General features: G+C 33.1%; 12 protein-coding genes. 2 read left to right on the top strand and 10 right to left on the bottom strand.

Features of this window, described 5'->3' with window-relative positions; all coding sequences use genetic code 11:
* Window positions 1–5: 5 nt before the first annotated feature.
* Window positions 6–1,079 carry a hypothetical protein gene (locus tag DK441_RS10525; protein ID WP_109098698.1) on the top strand — a complete coding sequence of 358 codons (1,074 nt, stop codon included), beginning with the start codon at window positions 6–8 and terminating at the stop codon, window positions 1,077–1,079.
* Window positions 1,080–1,085: 6 nt separating this feature from the next.
* On the opposite strand, the gene DK441_RS10520 is transcribed toward DK441_RS10525, so the two are convergent.
* Complete coding sequence (locus tag DK441_RS10520) at window positions 1,086–1,898, bottom strand: HAD family hydrolase (RefSeq protein ID WP_109098697.1); 813 nt, start codon at window positions 1,896–1,898, stop codon at window positions 1,086–1,088.
* A gap of 177 nt (window positions 1,899–2,075) precedes the next feature.
* On the opposite strand from DK441_RS10520, the gene DK441_RS10515 reads away from it, so the two are divergent.
* Window positions 2,076–2,498 (top strand): secondary thiamine-phosphate synthase enzyme YjbQ, encoded by a 423-nt coding sequence (locus DK441_RS10515; RefSeq protein ID WP_109098696.1) that lies wholly within the window; start codon window positions 2,076–2,078, stop codon window positions 2,496–2,498.
* 144 nt (window positions 2,499–2,642) lie between these two features.
* On the opposite strand, the gene DK441_RS10510 is transcribed toward DK441_RS10515, so the two are convergent.
* The 9 genes from DK441_RS10510 to hppD all read right to left on the bottom strand — a co-directional run bounded on the left by DK441_RS10510 (window position 2,643) and on the right by hppD (window position 15,759).
* Window positions 2,643–3,083 (bottom strand): hypothetical protein, encoded by a 441-nt coding sequence (locus tag DK441_RS10510; protein ID WP_074406873.1) that lies wholly within the window; start codon window positions 3,081–3,083, stop codon window positions 2,643–2,645.
* A 156-nt stretch (window positions 3,084–3,239) separates the two neighbouring features.
* A complete protein-coding gene (locus tag DK441_RS10505; RefSeq protein WP_109098695.1) occupies window positions 3,240–4,292 on the bottom strand; it encodes a cytochrome-c peroxidase in 1,053 nt (350 codons plus the stop codon).
* A gap of 264 nt (window positions 4,293–4,556) precedes the next feature.
* Window positions 4,557–7,811, bottom strand: coding sequence for a TonB-dependent receptor (locus DK441_RS10500; protein ID WP_109098694.1), 3,255 nt, complete (start codon window positions 7,809–7,811; stop codon window positions 4,557–4,559).
* A 460-nt stretch (window positions 7,812–8,271) separates the two neighbouring features.
* Window positions 8,272–9,918 carry a glucose-6-phosphate isomerase gene (gene pgi, locus DK441_RS10495; protein ID WP_109098693.1) on the bottom strand — a complete coding sequence of 549 codons (1,647 nt, stop codon included), beginning with the start codon at window positions 9,916–9,918 and terminating at the stop codon, window positions 8,272–8,274.
* Between the two features lie 3 nt (window positions 9,919–9,921).
* Window positions 9,922–11,184 carry a peptidoglycan DD-metalloendopeptidase family protein gene (locus DK441_RS10490; RefSeq protein ID WP_109098692.1) on the bottom strand — a complete coding sequence of 421 codons (1,263 nt, stop codon included), beginning with the start codon at window positions 11,182–11,184 and terminating at the stop codon, window positions 9,922–9,924.
* A gap of 12 nt (window positions 11,185–11,196) precedes the next feature.
* Window positions 11,197–12,162 carry a tryptophan 2,3-dioxygenase family protein gene (locus tag DK441_RS10485; RefSeq protein WP_074406877.1) on the bottom strand — a complete coding sequence of 322 codons (966 nt, stop codon included), beginning with the start codon at window positions 12,160–12,162 and terminating at the stop codon, window positions 11,197–11,199.
* On the bottom strand, window positions 12,162–12,941 hold the full coding sequence (locus DK441_RS10480) for a DUF3108 domain-containing protein (RefSeq protein WP_109098691.1): 780 nt from the start codon (window positions 12,939–12,941) through the stop codon (window positions 12,162–12,164). The genes DK441_RS10485 and DK441_RS10480 overlap by 1 nt, the downstream gene beginning before the upstream one ends.
* 486 nt (window positions 12,942–13,427) lie before the next feature.
* Window positions 13,428–14,420 carry a fumarylacetoacetate hydrolase family protein gene (locus DK441_RS10475; RefSeq protein WP_109098690.1) on the bottom strand — a complete coding sequence of 331 codons (993 nt, stop codon included), beginning with the start codon at window positions 14,418–14,420 and terminating at the stop codon, window positions 13,428–13,430.
* A 199-nt stretch (window positions 14,421–14,619) separates the two neighbouring features.
* Window positions 14,620–15,759: a 4-hydroxyphenylpyruvate dioxygenase gene (gene hppD, locus DK441_RS10470; RefSeq protein WP_074406880.1), complete on the bottom strand. Its 1,140-nt coding sequence runs from the start codon at window positions 15,757–15,759 to the stop codon at window positions 14,620–14,622.
* Window positions 15,760–15,914 lie beyond the last annotated feature (155 nt).

Genomic DNA, 15,914 nt, shown 5'->3' with positions numbered 1-15,914 from the left:
TACCCATGCTAAAGCCCCAATTAAAGCAGAGTTTAAAAGTCTTATCTTTTATAGCTTTCTTTGTTTTTTGTTTTCTTTCTTGTAGCAAAGATGATGATACTACAGATCCTACCGATACTGGAGTTGACCCAGATCCATCGGGAGAACAGACTGTTTTTGCAGAAGATTTTATTTTAGGTAAAGACAGCAAGCTTATAAACTATGTTTTGTCGGAAGCGGATTACAATAAGTTTATTGCCGGAAACGGCGATTTTGCTATGGTGTCTAAAAAGGTATATGAGTATTTAAATGACAATTTTGATTTTATTTTTATACTCTCTGTTGAAACTGAACAGCCTAATGGTTTGTATTATGGAGTAAATCAAAAAGTTAAAAACGATGTTCAGGGTGTGGGATCATCTATTTATGATAATACTGCATCGTATGGTTCTAAAGGTGTATTAAAGAGTGTTATTCATATGCCTAGAGTTGAATATATTAAAAACGGTCCCTTTTTACATGAAATCATGCATTATTGGGCAAATTATAATTTTATCCCAACCACAGTTGGTGGTCACTGGGGGTATTCTAGCGTAGGAGGCCAACTTGGTGGTTTTGATGAGCTTATTGATTTAGGAGGTGGTAATTATCAAGGAAAAATAGGTGGTGAAGATGGGTTTGGCACTTTTGCTAATGGAGGAAACACGCTTGCGTATGGTAATTTAGAGTTATACCTTATGGGATTAATAAAAGAAAATGAACTTAAATCGGTTCAGGTAGCAGAAAACCCACAGGCAGTTGCAGCTGGAGGTAAGTTTACAGCAGATAAAATCACAACTTTTACAGCGGCAGATCTTATTACAAAAAATGGAGCTCGTGTACCTTCTGAAGAGAATTCTCAAAAAAGCTTTAAAGGAGTTACAGTAGTTATTTCTACTTCGAAATTAGATGATGAAAGGATTACATCTATCAATAAAGATTTAGATAATTTTGCTAAAAAAGGAACTCCAGATTGGGGTAGTTTTTTCTTTAACTTTTGGCAGGCGACAGGAGAAAGAGCTACTTTTGAAGTAGAAATCTCTCAGGAAGATATAAAATAGTTAATTTTAACGGGATTTTTTAGCTTCGATCATTTTATGTAGCATATATTCTACACCATTCTCATTATTACTTTTTGTTGAGTAATTGGCAATTGCTTTTACGTTTGGATGGGCATTTTCCATAGCAAAGCTATACGTTGCTTTGGTCATCATTTCGAGATCATTGTTGTAATCTCCAAAAACCATAGTCTCTTCTGGTAATATATTATTATTTTTTTGTAATTGTTGTAGCGCATGACCTTTGTTGGCAAGGTTATGAGAAAGGTCTAGCCATATTTCTCCAGATACTTTTACTTTTAATTTGTTCTCTAGATGTTTTAAAGCAGGATAGAGGTATTCTTCTGCTCCTTTTTGATTACAAATCGCAATTTTGAGATATTGATCATCGATTACTTCTGCAAGATTTTCTACAATTTCATATCGATAATAATATTCATTAAACATATCGATAAAATCTTGCCCGTAATCTTCAATATACCCTCGTTTTCTTCCACAAACTATTACCTGCGAACCTTGTAATGTTTTAGAGATATCAAGTAATTCCAGATACGTTTCGCGATCGATCTCTGTAGTCTGAAGTTCTTTGTCTTGTTGCATAGTCAGAGCTCCGTTTTCGGCAATGACATAGATATCATCTTTAATTGGTTTTAGTTTATCAATAATACTATAGTATTGTCTTCCACTAGCTGCAACAAAGGTTACGCCCAGGCTATTTAGCTCTTCAAAAAGTTCAAAAAAACGACGACTTACTTCACCATTAGTGTTAAGAAGTGTGCCATCCATGTCTGTAGCAACCATTTTGATTCGTGATAGATCCATAGTAATTTATAATTTTAAATTGTAAAGGTATTAGAGTTAGGGTAAATACAGGGTATTATAACTGTAAAATTTGTATTAAATTGCCAGTAAATAAAGAGCTTTGATCGGTTTGATAATACCTGTCAAAACAGATTGAATATTAATTAAAGGAATCCTGAGTTATGTCAGGGCAATACCATGAAATTTTTCCAAAAAGAAATACAATTACCATCATATTCCAGGGGATTTCACTTGATTACTTCTAAAATTCTTGCCGAAATAAATGAAATCAAACAGATACGAATGGGACAATTACAAGTGTTTATTAAGCATACATCTGCTAGTCTTACTATAAATGAGAATGCGGATCCCACAGTACGACAGGATTTTGAAAGTCATATGAATGTTATGGTTCCAGAAAATGCTTCTTATTATATACATACCTATGAGGGTCCTGATGATATGCCTGCTCATATTAAAGCTTCATTGATGGGTACTTCTGTTTTGGTTCCTGTTACTAACGGAGAATTAAATCTAGGAACATGGCAAGGTATTTATCTCTGTGAGCATAGAGATTACGGAGGCCCGAGAAAACTGGTTTTAACAGCTTATGGAGTATAGAAATTAGGAGTTAATCGTGATTATATATATAAACGATTTTGCTTTTATACTAATTAAACTTGCCATTCTACCGCAAACCAGAATGACAAGCATTATAGATTTTATGAATCTAATTTAATATTATAACTAAAATACTTTACGATTCTAAAACCATTGTGCCCAAGGTATTCTTGATAGCATAAGAATCCAGGCAATGGTATAGAAAATAGCCAGTGTTTTAAATTTAGGTGTAGAAGTAAGTTTCTTTTTATGTTTAGAGTATCCCATTGTGATAAAAACAATGGTTAAGATCATTACCATAGGGTGCTCTACATTATATAATCGTAATGTAGCATCTTTCATAATTTCTCCCATTTTGTGAGTTCCTGAGAACCAAACGACCAGAGGAGATACAAAGAAAATAATAATACCTATTAAAAGCTGAATATGAGTAACAATAAGTGCAAATAGAGAAACTCTAAAGTCTTTAGGAGCATATTCTCTTTTGGTAAAAAACCCAGCAAGGGCATTAATAGTTGCTAGTGTAACAATAAGAACAACAAGGTAAGCCCAATACGAATGGACGATTTGAATAGCTTCGTACATAATGATGTGTTTAGTTTATTCAAAGGTACATATAATGCATAAAAAAGCCTCATCCTAGTAGGATAGGAGTCTTTATTTAGACTTATTCTACGAAGTGTATGGGCTTTGTGCTTATTGTTACTCATAATAAGTTTAGGTATATATGATATATCAGTTTTATTCTAAAGCTTCCTTGGGAACCTCTCCTGTTAAGGTTTCTAAAAATAAATAAATCTCGTTAATTTGCTGTGGATTTAATTTTTGATTTAATTGAGTTTCTCCCATAATTGAAATGGCTTTTTTAAGATCTTTAACACTACCATCATGAAAGTAAGGTGCTGTTTTTTCTATGTTAAGTAATGAAGGAACCTTAAAGACATATTTGTCGGCTTCATTTTTAGTGAGATCAAATCTACCGTTATCTATTTTTTCACTGTTTGTATACTCCCAGTAATTTGCAGTAAGCCCAAATTTTTGATACATATTACCTCCTAGTAATGCCCCTGTATGACAGGTAATACAACCAACACTTATAAAAGTTTCCATACCTTTCTTTTCATATTTGTTTAATGCAGAACCATCGCCAGCCATGTATTTGTCAAACTTAGAAGGAGTAATTAATTTTCGTTCAAAAGCACCAATGGCTTTTTCTATATTTCTGTAGGTTATAGGGGCTTTCTCTTCTGGAAAAGCTTTGGCAAAAAGCTCAACATATTCTTCGATTTTTGATATTCGATCTACTACTACCGTTTCGCTGGGCATCGCCATTTCTATTGGGTTTAGTATAGGGCCTCCGGCTTGTGCTTCTACATCGGGTTCTCGCCCATCCCAAAATTGGGCCATATGTAGTGCGGCATTTAGAGTTGTAGGAGAGTTACGCCCTCCTGGTTTACCATCATTACCTATCGAAAAAGATTGATTGTCAACTCCATATGTTTTTAGATTATGGCAGGTATTGCAACTTTGTGTATTGTCTTTAGAAAGTCGTTTGTCATAATAAAGTGTTTTACCCAGAGTTACTTTCTCATGAGTTATAGGGTTTTCTGGATTTTCTGCTATTTTGGGTAATACACCAAAAGTTTTTCGAGCTGTTTTGTCAAGTTCTGATACTGCAACCGCCTTATTTCCGATTGAGGAAACAGGGACGTAATCTTTGTCTTTTTGTTTAGAATCGTTTTTACACCCTACACATATTGCAAGGACTAACCCCCATTGAAGTAAGTTTTTCATAATATTGTTTTTGTGTTAATATATATATGTTAAAGTTGGATTTTTTACTGTCGTTATCATATAGGGATACTTACAAATAAAACAGTGTTTTTTTGAAAAAAAAATAAGCTGTTGTAATTGTTTTAATATCAGAAATTTACAACGGGGTTTATGATGGTTTATTATTCATTTAAGTATTGATAATAAAGACCAGAAATTGAAAGCATAAAAAAAACCTCATTCGATTTTCGAATGAGGTTTTTGATATTTGTTTTATAAATTCTCTTAGTTGAATATATAACGTAATCCTACTTGCATTTGCCATCTAGATGATTGAAGGCCATTGTCATCTATTTGTTCAATTCCGTCTTCAAAAGAACTAGCATCAAAGGTGAATTCAGGATCTGCTGTTCCCCCTCTTACCGTTTCGATTAATGCAATATTTCCAGGGATAAATTTACGTTTTCCCCAATCTTTATTTAAAAGATTAGTAAAGTTGAAAATATCAAGAGAAAGCTGAAGCGTATTTTTCTTATCACCAGTATTGATGTAAAAATCCTGTAAGAATTTTAAGTCAATAGCATGACTCCAAGGACCTCTATCTCCATTACGTTCTGCATATCCACCTCTTCTTTTTCTTAAATAATCATTTCCTTCTATAAAAGCATCTAATGAAGCCCACTGTTCTGCAGGAGTAGCTGATCCCGGGATGATGTTTCCGTCACTATCTCTAAAAGGAACAAGGTTAATTTCACTTGCGTTTGATGGGATGTAGATAAGAGCGTTATCTCTAGAATCATCATTTAAAAGGTCTCTACCTTCTCTGTAAACAAAAGAGTGAGGAGTGCCTTGTGTACCTTCATAAAATAATGCAATTGTTGATTTCATAAACCCTAGGTATTCTTTTTCATAACTAACATTAGCAGAAAAACGAGACCCTTGTGAAAAATCAGATCTTGATCTTGGGATATTAGAGTTCTTACCATTTACCGTTTGGATATTTCTCCACTGTGAGCTGTTCTGTGAAGAAGTACCATCAAAAACAGATTCTGATTCACCATAAGAATAGGATACACTTCCTTGAAATCCGTTGTCAAAAGGTTTTCTTAGGGTAAAAGATGTATTATAAGAGAATCCTTCACCAGTATTGGTTCCAAGAATTATTCTTCCATAAGTATTATCGATTCGATCTCCGAAACTATCACTGTAGTACGGTCTGTTATCAGCACCATTTAAAGTTCCTTCTGGTCCACGAATATTTAAGTTTTGATAATAAATATTAGTAATAACATCTGTGTATAAAAAGTCTGCACTTGCAATTAATCCCCAAAGTGGTAATTTTTGATCAACAGCAATATTATATTTCATCACCTGAGGTAATTTTAGATCAGGAGTGAAAATGTCGATATTTCCTGCTGTTTCTCCAGTTCCTGGTGCTACGGCTACAGGTTGTTGGTTAACATTTGGGTTAAAAGTTATTGTAGAAGGATCTAGATTAAATCCGCCAGTAAATCCACCAGTAATACCATTATTGTTATATGAACCACCTGGCCATACTAATGGGATTCTTGAAGTAAAAATACCAAAACCACCACGTACTTGAGTAGTCTTGTCATTTTTCACATCCCAGTTAAATCCAACACGAGGAGATAAATGTGCAGAAGGTCTTATTTTTTTACCTACTCTTGCTCCTTGAAGATCTTTTCCTGCAGCTTCAAGAAGAGGAATAGTTCTATCATTAAAATCAGCATTTTCAGCACCCGCATCAAAAATAGGAACATCAACTCTTAATCCAGCTGTTAGTTTAAAATTATCAGTTACGCTTATTTCATCCTGAACATAAAAACTTGGTTGGTATAATTTAAATTCGGATGCTCCAGAAGACTCATCACCTACAGCAGTACCTCCTACTAGAGAATATCCTTTTTGATATTCATCAATAATACCATTAAAGAAATCATTTAAACTATTAAAGGTGTAATCTCCGTAATTAAAAGCGAAAAATAAGTTTTTAATTTTTGAAAACTCATGTTGAGTACCTATGGTTACTGTATGTTTACCACTATAAATCTCAAAATTATCGGCTATATTAACAATATCCTGATCTAATAAGTTTGCAGTAGAAAAAGGTTCTGCTCCAAAAGAAATTGTTCCTCCACCATCACGAATATCAACAGTTGGAAACGGATTACCAGAAGGATCACGATCATCTCTTACCGATTTATAACCAATAAGCAAGTTATTAGAAGCCCAGCTTCCTATAGACGAACTAAATTCTAAAGTAGTTTCATTTTTAGTACTTTTAAAAAGCTCAGAACCATTAATAAAACCAATATTTCTGTTACCACTATTTCTTGCTTCTAAATTATCAGCCTTTACAAAATTGTGCTTTACACTTAATTGATGGTTATCATTAATATTCCAATCTAATTTAACAGTTAACTTATCACTGTCTAATGTTCTTGTGTTATTGTCAAACCCACCAGTATCATAACCATATGTAGTCTGTAAGAAATTAGATAGATTTTGGACATCAGCCAAAGTAGCATTTCCTTGGTAGTTGCTAAAGTTAAATGGCTGTGGAGTTTCTTGTTCTTCTCTCTCATAATTAACAAAGTAAAATAATTTGTCTTTTATGATTGGGCCACCAATACGAGCTCCGTAAATTTTTGCAGAGTAATCAGATAATTTTTCTCTTGATTCGCCAGTTCCTACTAAATCTGGAGGAGTTTTTCCTGAAAGACTTTCGTTTCTAAAATACGTATAGGCAGATCCTTCTATGTTATTTGTTCCTGATCGAGTGATTGCATTTATAGCACCTCCAGAGAATCCTGATTGTCTTACATCAAAAGGAGCTATGTTAATTTGAAAAGTTTCAATCGCATCGATTGAGAATGGGTTTACCCCTGTCTGACCACCATCGGTACCTGACCCAGCAAGACCAAATACATCATTACTTACTCCCCCGTCGATATACAAAGCATTGTATCTGTTATTTTGCCCAGCTAAAGAAACAGAAAAACCATCGTCTCCTTCAGTTATTTGAGCTTGAGGAGTAATTCTTACAAAGTCGGCAACAGATCTTGATACCGAAGGTAAAGAATTAATTTGCCTCTCTGTCACCGTAGTTTCTGTACCTGTTTTACCAGAATCAAAAACACTATTGTTAGTTACTGTAATTATAACTTGTTCAAGTGCACTAGCTTCTTCAATCATTTGAGTGCTGATATTTTGCGAGTCCCCTAATTGAAGAAAAGTATTGTCCTTTACATAATCCTTAAAACCAACATAAGAGATAGTAACCTTGTAAGGTCCACCAGTTCTCATATTTGCTATTCTGTAAAAGCCATCAAAATCGGTAATCGCACCATATTTTGTTCCAGATGGAGTGTGGATTGCAACTACATTGGCACCAGGAAGAGCTTGTCCTGTATTATCAGTTATCTTACCATTAATGGAAGATTTGGTTACCCCTTGCGCAAACGTTTCCCCAACGACTGCCATAAGGATTACAACAAATAAAAATGTAATCTTTTTCATGAGTGTGTTTTAATTGTTTTTAATTGTCTCATGAAACTCTTAACGATTAAAATAATGACACTAAAAGGTTTGAAAATCATTTAAATCGTATCCAGTTTCGTAAATATTTGATAGAGTTAATAATCTTCGCAAAAGAACGAATCTTTATGCGTGCATAGTTTATTAAAATGTTAAATTTTATACAGATTTGTATTATAGTTTTTAAGATAATTTTTTTTTGTACCAGATTGATTATTAATTAATTGAAGATATTAAAAAGTTATTAACTAATAAATTGTTAATTAAAAGTTGATACAATCTTGCAACATTAAGTAAAAAAAACGTCTAGAGTATGAAAAATAGACGCTAAATAGATTAATATTAACATATTACTAGTGTCAAAAAGAGAATAAGTTTCAAATCAATTTGTAATCATAAATTGATTTGAAACTTATTTTTTTATTCCCTGAAAATAGATTTATTATTCAGATTTCTTTAAATACCGTTGTAAAAGCGTATTTGTTGACGAATCATGTTTTTCAATCTCATGAGTATCGATTTCTGATAAGATAGTAGTAGCCAATTGCTTACCTAATTCTACACCCCATTGGTCATAGCTAAAAATATTCCATATGATACCTTGAACAAAAATACGTTGTTCATACATTGATACTAATGCTCCTAAGCTTTTAGGAGTAAGGGTGTTAATTAAAATAGTAGTAGTAGGTTTGTTACCTGCAAATACTTTAAAAGGCAATAGTTTTTTCAGTGTTTCTTCAGATGTATTTATTGCATTTAATTCCTGAAGCACTTCTTCTTGTGTTTTACCATTCATCAAGGCTTCCGTTTGTGCAAAAAAGTTGGCCATTAATTTATTTTGATGATCCTGATCCCCAAATAAAGAGTGCTTAAAACCAATAAACTCTGCTGGAATCAATTTTGTCCCTTGATGAATCAATTGAAAAAAGGCATGTTGGGCATTGGTACCTGGTTCGCCCCAGATAATCGTACCCGTTTGGTAGTTAATAGGATTACCATTGCGATCGATACTTTTTCCGTTACTTTCCATAATACCTTGCTGCAGGTATGCTGGTAATCTATGCAAATATTGAGAATATGGGATAATAGCTTCACTTTCTACATTAAAAAAATTATTATACCATATACTAAGCATTCCTAAAATTACTGGAATGTTTTCTTCAAAAGGAGTATTCTTAAAATGCTCATCCATTTCATGAGCACCTGCTAGCAGAGCTTCAAAATTTTCATAACCTATAGATAAACATATAGATAGCCCAACTGCGCTCCATAAAGAAAAACGACCACCAACCCAATCCCATAGTGGAAAGATATTTTCTTCTGCAATCCCAAAGTTGGTCACATTAGAAATATTACTTGATACGGCTACAAAATGGTTTCCTACCGCTTCTTTTGGTGCATTTTTGGTGAACCAATTTCTTGCTGTTGTAGCATTGGATATCGTTTCTTGAGTAGAAAAGGTTTTAGATACAACCACAAATAAAGTAGTCTCTGGGTTTAAATTTTTTAAGTTTTGATGAACATGATCTCCATCTACATTAGAAATGAAATGTAGGTTAAGGTGATTCTTATAATAAGCTAAGGACTCTGTAATCATAGCAGGGCCAAGGTCAGACCCTCCAATACCAATATTTACAATATCGGTAAAAGCTTTACCTGTATATCCTTTAAGATTTCCTGAAATAACCTGATGGCTAAAGGACTTTATTTTTTCTTTTACGTTTGTAACTTCTGAAATTATATTTTTATCATCAATGGTAACTTGATATGTTGATGGCGTCCTAAGAGCAGTGTGTAGAACAGCTCTATTTTCTGTTTCATTGATAGTGTTTCCGTCAAAATAACGTTGTACGGCTTCATCAAGTTTTACTTCTCTAGCCAGATCTAATAACAATTTTTTTGTAGTCTTATCTATTCTGTTTTTAGAATAATCTACATAAAAATCCTTCCATTCAATCGACAAGACAGTAGCACGATCTGGATGTTGTTCGAAAAGATCTTTAAGATGTGTGTCTTTTATAGTTTTGTAATGAGATTGTAATGCTTCCCAGGCTTTTGTGGTGGTTGGGTTAATAGTTGGTAATGTCATGATCTATAAAATTTCCTGTGGTTTTTGTGGTTTAAAAGAAATACTATCTAATTCGGTCTTTAAAGGTTGAATGTGGTTATGAAACCTTTGTTTAAGACTATCGGCTAGTGGTTTTGAAGCCGGAAGATCTTGTTTAAACGGATCTACTTCTTTTCCGTTTTTCCAGAATCTGTAACATACATGGGGACCTCCGGTATTACCGGTCATCCCAATATATCCTATAACATCTCCTTGTTTTACAAACTCACCTACTTTTACAGCTTGTCTGCTCATATGTAGGTATTGAGTGTCATAAGTAGCGTTATGTCTTATTTTTACATATTTGCCATTTCCACCTCTTCGTTCAGATTTGGTTACGACTCCGTCTGAAGTGGCTAATATCGGTGTGCCTATAGGAGCAGCAAAATCAGTACCTCGATGCGGCCTTACTTTATTACCATAGTATTTGATTCTGCGTTTAAGATTATATCTCGAAGAAATTCTACTAAATTTTACCGGAGCGGTAAGAAACGCTCTTCGCAGATTATTAGCTTTTTCATCATAATAATCTATAGAATTGTTAATAGAGTCATCCATAAACCTAAAAGCATAGATTGGTTTACCTCTGTGCTCAAAATATGATGCTTTAATTTGGTCAACTCCAGCAGGAATAGTGTCATCAATAAATTTCTCGGTATAAACTACCTTAAATCTATCTCCTGCCTGTAATCTTGTAAAATCAATAGTCCAGGCATAAATATCTGCCATGTTATATGCAACCAAAAAATTGAGATCCATATCATCAAATGTTTGCATTAAACTGCTGTTTATAATTCCTGAAGCAGTTTTTTCAACCAGTGTTACCGGTTTTTTGCTTTTTTTGGCAATAATACTATCTCTAAAATCGATCACAGTATAATCGATTTTGTTATTTTGATATACAAATACCTGTGCTTTTTCTGTGGTATCTTTTGATTTAAGAAGCATATAAGGTTTTCCTGCCTGGATCCTGGCTACATTAAAAGTATCTTTAATAGTATTTGTGATCTCGAATACTTTAGTTCTGCTTATGCCATGAGTATCCATAATAGCACCAAAACTATCTCCGGGACGTATGGTGTCTTTCACAACATTAAAATCATTTAGGATATAACCAAATTCGGTTATAATAGGAGGTGCTTTTTCTTCCTCGATAACTTCGGGAACAATAATTTTTGCTTCTTTTGTTTCTTTCTTACATGAAAATAATACTACCGCTATAAGTAGTAAATAACCTATTTGCTTCAACTGACGACTATTTTATTTTGCGGTATTAAATTGATGAGTAACCCATTGTTGACCCCAGTTTTCTTTTTCTTCTTTGGTCCAAAGATTAGGAAAAAACATGATCCTTTGAAAACTAGGAGGTAAGAAACTTTTCCAGTTTGTTCCTCCAGTAGCCAAAACTTCACCCTTCTCTTTATTGAGATACCTATAGGCGGCACCCATGTGCATTAATAACCAGTTAACATTCACATTAGTGTCAAAAGTACGTAATGCTTCGATAAGGAGCACATTATTTTGCTCTTTTTCTGGTAGTTCGAGGTATTTATGAAAAATAGTACTGTGTTGTACTTGGTTAGCAATACGCATCATTCTTGGGGTATATCGATATTCGAATTGCTTAAGAGTAAGTGTTTTTTCACCTGTTTCTTTATCGGTAGCACCAGATTTCCAGTATAAATGTTCGAATACTTCTTCGAGGACATCTTTTTCAGAAAATAGATCTCTTTCTTTAGTACTTACAAGGTTTGCCAGAGGGGTCGAATATATCTCGATCAACCTGAATTGTACAGATTGAAAACCACTTGCAGGTAGAAGAGACATTCGATATTTAAGAAACTGTTCTCTGTCCATTCCTCTAATCATGACATCAAAAGAATTGATCAGGACTCTAAAATAACGATTTACCCGATCAATTTTAGCGGTAAAAAACGCTGCATTTTGTAATTTATCATCAATAATTTGCTTTAGCTCGTGTATAATTAGTTTAAAATAGAGCTCTGTAATTTGATGATAAGTGATGAAAATTTCTTCATCAGGAAAATGTGTTCTAGGGATTTGTAAACTTAATAAAGTGTCTAAATGTATATAATCCCAATAGGTTAAATATCGATCATGAAGCAGGCCATCTAAATATGATCCCAAATCCTGGCCAGAATTTTTAAATTTTTTTTCTAGTTGCTTTATTTTTTCGGCGATCTCTGGTTGTATAGATTCATTCATTAATCTACTATAATTTTAAATGGATGTTTAAGTCCTTTAAATGCATCTAAATCTGCTTTTATCGAACCAACTAGGATATCAGCTTTTATTCTTACAGGCATTCGATTGTCATCATCACTAACCCATACAGTCATACTTTCTTCTTCTTTAAAAACTCTATCTGCCTGAACATAGGGTCTAAATTTTAAACATGCAATTTTACCCATTTTGGTTTTAATTACTTCTCGTCCTAAGAATTTTAACTTAAAACGATAGCTTTCGTTATCAAAAAACATATTTACATACTGTTCGTCTCCTTTTTTTAGAGAAGATGTATTAATATTATTACGCAAGTAGTAAAAAGAAGACATCATATCCTGTACATCAGATTGTATAGGGTAAGACTTTTTTGTATTGTGCTTTTTGTTGAAAACTAATGCTTTGTTTTCATTATGATCGAAGTTAATTTCTATATTCTTGGTATGTCCTCCTTCATTTATTTTTCGAATAAAACGATATGGTTTTACTCTATTGATATCAATATAAGTTTCATAATAGTCTTCTACTTTAAAAAAGACGCTTAAAAAACCAGATGATTTACCTGTACCAATTATATGATGTACCGGTTTCCCATTTAACTGTTCTTTTTTAATTTCAAGTGTAGCATAACTAGCTGTAAAAAGGCCATAATGAATTCTAAATTTAAACCATTCTCCAGAATCGAATGCTTTATGGCTATCTTGAGCAAAAGCAGGAACTATACTTGTTATCAAAAGCAATATTATAATATACTTTTTCATAGTTTAGGGCATTGTTATAATTTGATATATCTATTAATTACAATATCCATTCCAAAAATACTATTTAATATGAAGAGATAAAAATGAATGTTGTTATCTAATCTAAAAATATAAACAAAAAAAGAGAGCCACCACAGCTCTCTTCTTTACTTTTATTAACCAACTAAAAACTTAAATTATGAGAATAATTATTGTTTTAGATATAGGCAGTAACCACTCCACCTATATTTGCAAAAATGAACTTTTTTTGAATAATTATCAAACGAAAACGTTTTTTTATTATGAAATTTAACAAAAGTTTATATCGTTTGCTGTGAAAAATGCATTTTTCTCAAAAATCAAAAAATAGCTTTAATCGATAAAAAGAGCACATTTTGGTTGCTTTTTTAACCAAGAACTGTCATAAGTCTGAAAAATTTTTTAATCTATTTCTCACAGGATAGACTGATTTGTTTTTTAATTAAAAATCGTATATCTATAATTTACTTAATTTATAGGCTCGTATTGTTTTACTACCTGATCTATTTTTCCAAAAATAGTCTCTCCTTCTTTATTTTTCATTTCGATTTCTATACGATCTTCAAAACTCATAAAAGGAGTAGATGGTTTCCCGTTTTTTATAATTTCTAAACATCTAACTTCTGCCAAACAGCTTGATCCATTAGGACTTCCTTGATTTGCAACGGTACCTGATCCTATTACCGACCCTGCCATTAAAGATCTTGATTTGGCTGCATGAGCAATTAATTGGCCAAAATCAAAAGTCATATCTACTCCTGCGTTGGGTGATCCTATAACTTTAGAATTTAGTGTAGAGATTAATGGTAGATGTACTTTAGCATTACTCCAGGCATCATCTAGTTCATCTGGCGTAACTACTACTGGAGAAAATGTAGTCCATGGTTTTGATTGATAAAACCCAAATTGTTTAGCTAACTCATTAGGAATTAAATTTCTTAATGAAACATCATTAATGATTGCTACAAGTTTAATGTGCTTTTGAGCATTTTTTGCACTTACACCAGCAGGAACATCATCTGTTATTACAGCAACTTCAGATTCAAAATCTATTCCCCATTCTTCTTTTTCAATTTTAATATCTTCATTTGCTCCAATAAACGCATCAGAAGCTCCCATATACATTAGGGGATCTGTCCAGAACGTTTCTGGTAATTCGGCATTTCTGGCTTTTCTTACTAATTCTACGTGAGTAACATAGGCACTACCATCTGCCCAATGATACGCTCTGGGGATTGCAGCCATGGCTTCTGTTGGATCAAAATCGAAAGTATTTGGTAATGTATTATTTTGTAACTGGTCGTACACCTTTTCTAGTTTGGGAGAGATATCATCCCAATTATCCAAAGCTTCCTGCATAGTTTGAGCAATTTCAGGAACTTTTACAGCTTTGGTTAAATCTCTGCTTACTACAACTAGTTGTCCGTCTCGGCTATTATTTTTTATTGTTGCTAATTTCATTGTATTGTTTTTCTTGAAAGTTTATAACTCATAATAATTTACTTTTCAGGAAACTATTTGTATGAGAAACTTTTGTTTGATTTTTAGAAATATTATACCATACATTATATACCAATTAAAAGATGAGTTCTAAATAATTGGTATATAAATGGCAAGAAAATAATAAGTCTATTTTCTTAAAATGTGGTGTTAAGGCATTCTATAGTGTACCTCTTTGCTCTTGTTCTCTCTCGATAGCTTCGAACAATGCTTTAAAATTACCTTTACCAAAGGATTGAGCTCCTTTACGTTGTATAATTTCAAAAAACATTGTTGGGCGATCTAAGACTGGTTTGGTAAAAATCTGAAGCAGATACCCTTCATCGTCCCGATCGATAAGAATTCCTAATTCTTTAAGTGGTGCAAGATCTTCATCGATTTCGCCAACTCGATCCAAAACAGTTTCATAATAACTGGCAGGAACAGTAAGAAATTCTATCCCTCGATTCTGAAGTGCAGAAACGGTTTCAATAATATTATCGGTAGCTAATGCTATGTGTTGTACTCCGGCACCATTATAAAAATCGATATATTCTTCAATTTGAGATTTTTTTCTTCCTTCGGCAGGTTCGTTTATTGGAAACTTTATACGTCCGTTGCCGTTGCTCATTACCTTACTCATTAAGGCTGTATATTCTGTAGAAATATCTTTATCATCAAAAGATACTAATTGTGCAAATCCCATAACTTTAGCATAAAACTCGCACCATTTGTTCATCTCATTCCATCCTACATTACCCACCATATGGTCAATAAACTTAAGACCTGTAGTTTCTGTTTTATAGGGCTTGTTCCAAGCCATATAACCAGGCAAGAATACACCATTATAATTTTTTCGTTCTACAAAAATGTGTACAGTTTCTCCGTAAGTGTGGATTCCTGAGAATACAACACGACCGTTTTCATCTTCTTCGACGGTGGGTTCCATATAAGATTTAGCACCTCTTTTTACAGTTTCTTGATAGCTTTTGGTAGCATCATCAACCCATAGAGCAACTACTTTTACGGCATCACCATGAGCATTTATATGTTTATTAATATCTCCATCTGGTTGTAGAGGAGAAGTAAGAACCAATCGTATTTTATCTTGTTGTAGTACATAAGAAACACTATCCTTACGTCCTGTTTCTAATCCGGCATAGGCAATAATTTGAAAGCCCCATGCTGCTTGGTAATAGTAGGCAGCTTGTTTGGCATTACCTACATAGAGTTCTACATAATCTGTTCCTAATAGCGGCAAGAAATCTTCTGCTTGAGGAACTATTTTTTCTAAGTTCTGAGGTGTTATATTGGTCGACATAATGTTTTTAAATAATATAGTTAAAAAATAAATCAATGAGAAAAAGGTATTTATAATTTTCTCGAATCGTTTAGTTTAAAAACATTACCACATGGCTCTTAAATGCGCTGTAATATCTTTCCTGTAATTTAGCATAACAAATTATCTTTTTTAAA

Source organism: Aquimarina sp. AU58 (assembly GCF_900312745.1).
In the GTDB taxonomy this organism is placed as follows: Bacteria; Bacteroidota; Bacteroidia; order Flavobacteriales; family Flavobacteriaceae; genus Aquimarina; species Aquimarina spinulae.
This window is presented reverse-complemented; position numbering and strand designations above follow the sequence as displayed.

What these genes read in the sequence shown, in the direction of transcription:
- DK441_RS10510 (WP_074406873.1), bottom strand. Translation starts at nt 3,083, where the DNA reads ATGTACGAAGCTATTCAAATCGTCCATTCGTATTGGGCTTACCTTGTT.
- pgi (WP_109098693.1), bottom strand. Translation starts at nt 9,918, where the DNA reads ATGACATTACCAACTATTAACCCAACCACCACAAAAGCCTGGGAAGCA.
- DK441_RS10480 (WP_109098691.1), bottom strand. Translation starts at nt 12,941, where the DNA reads ATGAAAAAGTATATTATAATATTGCTTTTGATAACAAGTATAGTTCCT.
- DK441_RS10525 (WP_109098698.1), top strand. Translation starts at nt 6, where the DNA reads ATGCTAAAGCCCCAATTAAAGCAGAGTTTAAAAGTCTTATCTTTTATA.
- DK441_RS10485 (WP_074406877.1), bottom strand. Translation starts at nt 12,162, where the DNA reads ATGAATGAATCTATACAACCAGAGATCGCCGAAAAAATAAAGCAACTA.
- DK441_RS10505 (WP_109098695.1), bottom strand. Translation starts at nt 4,292, where the DNA reads ATGAAAAACTTACTTCAATGGGGGTTAGTCCTTGCAATATGTGTAGGG.
- DK441_RS10520 (WP_109098697.1), bottom strand. Translation starts at nt 1,898, where the DNA reads ATGGATCTATCACGAATCAAAATGGTTGCTACAGACATGGATGGCACA.
- DK441_RS10515 (WP_109098696.1), top strand. Translation starts at nt 2,076, where the DNA reads ATGAAATTTTTCCAAAAAGAAATACAATTACCATCATATTCCAGGGGA.
- hppD (WP_074406880.1), bottom strand. Translation starts at nt 15,759, where the DNA reads ATGTCGACCAATATAACACCTCAGAACTTAGAAAAAATAGTTCCTCAA.
- DK441_RS10500 (WP_109098694.1), bottom strand. Translation starts at nt 7,811, where the DNA reads ATGAAAAAGATTACATTTTTATTTGTTGTAATCCTTATGGCAGTCGTT.
- DK441_RS10475 (WP_109098690.1), bottom strand. Translation starts at nt 14,420, where the DNA reads ATGAAATTAGCAACAATAAAAAATAATAGCCGAGACGGACAACTAGTT.